We start from the raw sequence: 6911 nt of genomic DNA on the forward strand, positions 1-6911 counted from the left end.
CACTGACTACTGCGGCATGATCAAGTCACCCACCTGTCCGGGAAACCGGGTCAAGCTCCCTTTGGTCGCCGTGGCCCGGCGGGGAGCGAGAGGCGAAACCGGGCCCCTGCACGACACCGTGATCGATGGGGGAGAGCAATGTCCGAGCGCACCAAGACCGACGCCGTCAACGCCGCTGGGCGCGCCCCGCGCGTCAGCGTGGTGATCCCGACCTACAACGAGGCGGCCAACCTGCCGCACGTGTTCAAGCTCCTGCCCGCGGACCTGCACGAGGTCATCGTGGTGGACGGGCGCAGCACCGACGCGACCGTCGAGACCGCTCGGGCCCTGCGCTCGGATGTGAAGATCGTGCTGCAGAACCGCCGCGGCAAGGGCAACGCGATGGCCTGCGGCTTCGCGGCGGTGACCGGTGACATCGTGGTGATGCTGGACGCCGACGGCTCGGCCGACCCCCGGGAGATCCCCGCCTACGTCGCGGCCCTGACCGCGGGCGCGGACTTCGCCAAGGGCTCGCGTTTCATCGCCGGTGGCGGCTCCAGCGACATCACCGCGCTGCGCAAGGCGGGCAACTGGTGCCTGAACACCGCCGCCAACGTGCTCTTCGGCACCCGCTACACCGACCTGTGCTACGGCTACAACGCCTTCTGGGCCGACTGCCTGCCCGTGCTGGAGCTGGACCCCACCGGTGAGGCCAAGGACGCCAAGCAGTGGGGTGACGGCTTCGAGATCGAGACGCTGATCAACACCCGCATCGCCAAGGCGAAGCTGGACATCCGCGAGGTCCCCTCCTTCGAGTTCGACCGCATCCACGGCGAGTCCAACCTCAACACGTTCCGCGACGGCTTCCGCGTCCTGACCGCCCTCGTCATCGAGCGCACCCGCCCCGGCATCCGCAAGACCGCCACCGCACCCCGCCCTGTCGGCGCTCCCGTCGCCCCGGCCGTCCCGGCCCAGCGCGCCGAGGTCATCGACCTGCGCCCGGCCAGCATGCCGGTCAGCACCAACCTGGCCGACGTGCCCGCCGCCCCCACCGCCGAGACGATCAAGAACATCGTCATCGACCTGCGCCAGAGCGCCCCCGCTCGGATCAGCGTCAACTGACCCGCGTTCGGAGCTGTCCCGCGGTGGTGGTCGGCCGCGGCCGACCACCACCGCGGGACGTCACGCTCGACCACGGTCTCCCGAGCCGTACCCCTGCCTCAGGGCTTGAGGTGGAACGGCGTCCGCGACGTCGTCTCCACCCGGAAGCTCGACGCCTCCAGCACGTCGTCCCACGTGACCGACCCGGCGTCGCGCACCATGGCCAGCCCGCGCTTCTCCAGCATCGCGGCCAGTTCCGACTGGTGGTCGTCGACGTGCTCGCCGAGCTCCTTCAGGCGGGGCAGCAGCAGCGGGACCCTGCCGTTCATCAGGGCGGTGACCGTCGAGCCGGTGCCGGCGTGCGCGATGACGACGTCGGCCTCGGCCATCGCCGCCTCCATCTCGTGCGCGGGGACCGAGCGGCGCGCGTCGATGCCCAGGTCGCTGACGTCGGTCCACCCGGTCTGCCAGAGCACCTCCACCTCCGGCGGCAGGATCTCCAGCAGCCGCTCGATGGGTCGGCGGAACGGGTAACCCTCCGCGCTGCCCATCGTCACGACGACGCGCTTGACCTCGCGGGGTGCCGTGCGCACGCCCTGGAAGCCGTCGAGCACCGTGCCGTGGTAGGCCCACTTGTGGTCGCTCCACGACTCGTGCTGGGTGTAGAGGCGCATGCCGGGCAGCCGGCTCAGCAGGCGGCCGCTCTCGGAGGGCCCGGCGACGCGGGTGGCGCTCTCGATGAAGTGGCACGGCACGCCGCGGGCCCAGTACAGCGGCAGCACCGACAGCGCGATGTTCGCGCCGGTGCTGATGACCCGCTCGACGTTGCGGTGCGGCAGGTGCCGGATCCCGGCCACCGCGTTGCGCGCGACGTCACCGATGTTGCGCGCCCTGGGGAAGTGCAGGTAGTGCACCTCCTCACCGGCCAGCAGCGACTTGCTCTGCGCGGACTCGGTGGTCACCCACACGCGGTCGCCGATCGGCAGGCGCGGCACGAGGCTGTGGAGCTGGGTGAGGTGGCCGCCTACGGTGGAGACAAGGAGCGTCGTCATCTGATCTCATCCATCCTCTCAACGACCGGACATCGGCAGCGGCTGGGCGACCGGCCGGCCGCTCAGCAGGATCAGGTCTCGGGTGCGGTTCGTGGCGGCCACCTCGGCGGGGACGACCCCGGTGCCGCTGCCCCACGGCACCCCACCGACGTGCTCGCCGGTGTCGTAGAGGGTGACCTCTGGTCCCTGGACGGGGATCGACACGCTCACCTCCGGTTCTCGGGCGACGTCGGGCCCGCGGCGCCGCCACAGGACGAGGACGCCGGGCCCGCTGGTGCGCAGGCGCAGGCGCACCGAACTGCTGTCGTCGAGGGCGGCGGCCACCACCGCCGACAGCTCGGTGTAGTTGCCCTCGGCGTCACGCAGTGCTGCAACGTACTCCAATCGGGTGGCGCGCAGGGAGCCGCCCACGCCGTCGGACGACGCCCGCGCCTCGAGGAACTCGGGTGCGCGCAGCGCGGGGGAGGACGAGATGCCCGCCCCACCCGCCGGCAGCACCTGCCAGCCGTCGCGGTGGACCAGCTCCCAGGACCCGCAGGCGCGCTGCCACAGCGCCGTCGCCGTGCCCAGCGCCGCGGTGACGTCCGGATCCGCGCTGACGATCCGGAACCCGGCGCTCGGCAGCCACCGCGAGCCCTGCTGGAGCGTGCCGACCTGGGTGTACACCCGTTCGGCGACCAGCCGCGTGCTCCGCTGGACCCGCGACAGCGACACCACGGGGGCCCAGCCGACGTCGCCCTGCAGGTCCGACTTGACGGTCCTGGCACCGTCCCGGTGGAACACCATCTCGCCGACGTCGCGCAGGGTGACGACGGAACCCAGCCCGTCGTCGGCGTCGTCGATGACGATGCCGGGCACGTCGTCGCTGTGGGAGGGGTAGACGAGCGAGGAGTCGATCGTGACCTGGCTGGACCTGATGACGTACGCGGACGTCGTGGCCACGTCGCCCTCGGCGTGCCCGCCGAGGATGGACACGGCCCGGCACCGGTTCAGCCGGACCGGTCCCGAGATCGCCGAGGCGATGGTGGCGCCCTTGCAGTTCCACAAGCTCGCCAGGCCGATGCCCCGCTCCGACTTCGGGCTGAGCAGCACGATGCCGTCGCCGTTGGAGACCTGGTACAGCAGCCAGGCGTCGTCGACCTCGTCGAGGCGCGCCTGGCAGTGGTCGAGCACCATCGCGTCGCAGTAGTCGAACCACGACACGAGGGTTCGGGCGGCCGTCATGACGACGTCGTTGAAGCGCCCCGCGCACCGGTTGAAGAAGGCCAGCGCGCGGTTCTCGCCCTGGCCGTCGACCACGACCTGGTGCACGACGAGCCGCGGGGTGCCGCCGACGGCGTCGCCCGTGGCGCGGTGGTCGACGTCGACGCTCACCGCGTCACCGTCGAACGCGTCCCGACGGGTGTTCGGGAAGAACGCCCAGCGCGTCTGCGGGTCGGCGGTGAACGCGTCGGTGCGGCCCAGCCCCGGTCCCAGGGCCAGTTCCGCGCCGTTGCCGTAGATGACCAGGCTGTCGAAGGGGTCGTCGCTGTCGAGGAACACCGGGCTGTCGAGGAGGTAGGTGCTCTGCGGCCGGAGGCTGACGGCGCGCACCCCGTCGTCGTACAGAGCTTGCAGCAGCGGTGCGCAGTCGCCCGAGGGGTTCGCCTCGAGCACGACCGCACCGGTGGCCGTGGTGGTCGTACCGGCCGCCTCGGGTGCCTGCCTCGCCGAGACGCTGCCGGCGAGGGAGGCGCCCACGGCGCCGGCGCCGAACGCGGCGACGACCCTGGTGATGCTCCGGCGACCGACCGCGAACCGCGGGTCCTGCGCGCCGGGACCGGAAGGCCCGCCGGTGGGTGCGTTCACCGGCGCGGTGTCGCTCGCGCCGGGTTCACGTCGTCCGCGAGACCACCCGTGCCCCGGGCCCCGGCGCCCGCGGAGGTGCTCGCGGCCACCAGGCCGGCGGCGATGAACACGAAGGGATAGGCCGGCGCCGAGACGAAGACCGGTGCGGCCACCGACTCGGCCACGAGCAGCAGGATCCACCCCGCGCCCGCCAGGCGGAGCCAGCGCAGGTGGGGCACCGTCTCCCGGCGCAGCCCGCGCAACAGGTACACGGCCATGGCGAGCAGCCCCGCCGCGAAGCAGGCGGCGCCCAGCCAGCCGGCCTCGCCGTACAGGGCGGGCCACTGGGTGTCGTTGAGGAACTGCCCGGAGTCGGCCGCCGGTCCCAGCCCGAACCGGTCGGCGAAGCCGAGCTGGTAGTACCAGGGGCTGTAGTTGTCCGCGGCGGTGGAGCTGCCGAACCGGCCGAAACCGGCACCGAACGGGAACGTCGCGGTGGCGACCACCGCCCCGCCCTGCGTCAGCAGGGACCGCGCCGAGTCCGCCACGACGTAGCGGTCCACGTCGGACGTCACCAGCTGCAGCAGTGGGGGCAGGGCCACGAGGGCGAGCAGCGGGAGGAACGCCAGGGCGCGCAGGGCACGTCCTCCGCGCAGGAACGGCAGCAGCATCAGCGCCACCGTGGCGATGAGGCCGAGGATTGACTTCACCTGCAGGGTGAGGACGGCGAGGGCGGCGCAGGTGGCGAAGGCTCCCAGGGCGATCCTGCTGCGGCGCACCACGAGGTGGTGGGCGAGCGCGGCGAGCGCGAGCACGCCGCAGAGCCGGCTGAACGCCCCCGGCCGCGCGAAGATCCCCGTCAGCGTCGGCAGCCCGAAGGGACCGGTTTCGGCCGTCGTCCCCAGCAGGTTCGCCCAGACCCCCGGCAGGGCGAGGTTGACGAGGCCGCTCACGGCGATGACGACCACGAGCACACCGCCCCACCGGACTGCGGTGCGCAGGTGGTCGACCGTCCAGCGCACCTGCGCGACGGCGAAGGCGAACAGGACACCCTTGAGCGCGGCGAAGGCACCCTGGGCCAGGATGCTCGTCGGCACCTCCTGCTGCAGGCCGCTGAGCAGGCCGAACGCGAGGAAGCCGGCGAACCAGGCGCCGCCGGGCAACCACACGAGGCGCCCGGTGGTGACCAGCCGGCGGACCGGGAGGGCGAGGCCGCAGAAGAGCAGGGCCGCGTCGTCGAGGGAGGAGGCCGCGCCGCCGAGGAGGGCCTGCAGCGGCGTGGACAGCAGGACCGTGCCGAGGGCCAGCGCCACGAGCAGCTGCGGGGCGCGGGCGGCCAGCAACACCGCGCCCGCCACCGCCAGGACGAGCAGCGGGACCAGCGGCCCGAGCCAGAGCAGCGCCACGAGCACCGCGCTGACCGCGCTGCCGGCGGCGGCCCAGCCGAGGGTGCTGCCCCGGCCCGGCGCCGCGACCTGCGCGGGTGCCGTCACCGGCGGCCGAGTCGGCTGCGTGCGGACGCCTCCCGCGCGGCCACCACGGCGCCGGAGACGGCGAACCCGACGACGAGGGCGACGGCGACGTTGAGGTACGTCTTCGGCGAGTCCGGCGCCTCGGGCACCAGCGGTTCCTCGACCACGTCACCCGTGAGGAGCGCCTGGCCGCCCACCACGCTCCGCTCGCCGATCCGGTCGATGAGGCTGGCGGCGATGGCGTTGGCGAGCTCGGCGGCCTCCAGGGCGGCCGGGGCGCCGACCTCGATGGTGATGATCGACGTCAGGGGCACGGTGCTCGCCGAGACGTCCTCGGCGAGCGTGGCGGAGTCGGTGTCCACCCCGGCCGCGCTGATGGCCGGGTCGAGCACGGAGGAGGTCTCCGCGAGCGCCGCGTAGGTGAACACGAGCGATGCCGTGTCGCTCGCGGACACGGCCGACGCGTCGGCCTGCGGCATCAGCATGACCTTCGTCTCGGTCACGTAGCGCGCGGGCATCAGCAGGGTGACGACCACACCCACGGCGCAGGCGACGAGGAGGATGAGCGCGACGACGGCGCCGTGGCGCCGCAGGGCACCGCGGGAGCCGGGGCGGGTCGTCACGGGTGCCTCGCCGTCGCGGCGGCTCTCGGCGGGAAGGGTGTCCGTCACAGCGTCTCCTTCAGGAAGGTCCGGACCCGCTGGCGCACGTCCGGGTCGAGCAGGCTCGTCCCGTGGGAGTCGCCGTCCACGAGGACCTCGTCGTGCGGCACGCCCTGTGCCTCCAGCGCGGCTGCCATGTCGTCCGCCTGCTGGGCCGGGACGAGTTCGCGCGTGCCGTTGACGAGGAGCATAGGGGGGTCGGTGGGGTCGACCCGGGTGATCGGCGAGGCCTCGGCCGCCGCGTCGCAGTCCGTCGCCGACCGGCAGCCCAGGTAGTCCAGGGCGAGCCGGACGGCCTCCGGGCTCGCCCCGGCCAGCGACTGCTGCGTGGCGCGGAAGTCGGTGACACCGCTGAGGGACACCACCGCCTTGACGCGGGCGCCGGTGTCGGTGGGTCCGCTGCCGGCGGTGCCGACCGTGAGCGCGAGCACCGCCCCCGCGGAACTGCCCAGCACGGCGATGCGCGCCGGGTCGATGCCGAACCGCTCGACCTGTGCGGGTTGGCGCAACCACTCCACGGCCCGGGAGAGGTCGTCGACCTGGTCCGGGTAGGTGTGCTCCGGCGCGAGCCGGTAGTCGACGGAGAAACCCGCGATGCCGTCCCCGGCAGCCGTCTCGCACAGGCCGCGGGAACCGCTGTCGGAGCGGTCCCCGCTGGTGAAACCGCCGCCGTGCACGACGACCAGCACCGGTAGGTCCGCCGCCGGCTCCCGCGGGAGGCAGGCGTCGAGCTGCAGGTCGTCCGCGCCGTCCTGCCAGTAGGTGATGCCCTCGACGACCTCGACGTCCCCGGTGTCGGCGGGCAGGCGCTGGGCCGG

At 73.2% G+C, this 6911-nt stretch carries 6 protein-coding genes; 1 reads left to right on the forward strand and 5 read right to left on the reverse strand.

Annotated features, from left to right (window positions below; translation table 11 throughout):
* Positions 1-138 precede the first annotated feature (138 nt).
* On the forward strand, positions 139-1101 hold the full coding sequence (locus tag ABEB16_RS11535) for a glycosyltransferase family 2 protein (RefSeq protein ID WP_345712396.1): 963 nt from the start codon (positions 139-141) through the stop codon (positions 1099-1101).
* A 98-nt stretch (positions 1102-1199) separates the two neighbouring features.
* On the opposite strand, the gene ABEB16_RS11540 is transcribed toward ABEB16_RS11535, so the two are convergent.
* From ABEB16_RS11540 to ABEB16_RS11560, 5 genes are all read right to left on the reverse strand, one after another.
* Positions 1200-2132: a glycosyltransferase gene (locus tag ABEB16_RS11540; protein WP_345712397.1), complete on the reverse strand. Its 933-nt coding sequence runs from the start codon at positions 2130-2132 to the stop codon at positions 1200-1202.
* An 18-nt stretch (positions 2133-2150) separates the two neighbouring features.
* Positions 2151-3980: a hypothetical protein gene (locus tag ABEB16_RS11545; RefSeq protein WP_345712398.1), complete on the reverse strand. Its 1830-nt coding sequence runs from the start codon at positions 3978-3980 to the stop codon at positions 2151-2153.
* Positions 3977-5452 (reverse strand): hypothetical protein, encoded by a 1476-nt coding sequence (locus tag ABEB16_RS11550; protein WP_345712399.1) that lies wholly within the window; start codon positions 5450-5452, stop codon positions 3977-3979. The genes ABEB16_RS11545 and ABEB16_RS11550 overlap by 4 nt, the downstream gene beginning before the upstream one ends.
* Entirely contained in the window at positions 5449-6102 is a 654-nt protein-coding gene (locus ABEB16_RS11555; RefSeq protein ID WP_345712400.1) for a YveK family protein, read from the reverse strand. Before ABEB16_RS11555 ends, ABEB16_RS11550 begins: the two co-directional genes overlap by 4 nt.
* The coding region (locus tag ABEB16_RS11560) for an alpha/beta hydrolase (RefSeq protein ID WP_345712401.1) at positions 6099-6911 on the reverse strand (813 nt) is incomplete at its 5' end. The genes ABEB16_RS11560 and ABEB16_RS11555, both read right to left, overlap by 4 nt.

This window comes from Kineococcus glutinatus (assembly GCF_039542765.1).
Taxonomy (GTDB): Bacteria; Actinomycetota; Actinomycetes; order Actinomycetales; family Kineococcaceae; genus Kineococcus_A; species Kineococcus_A glutinatus.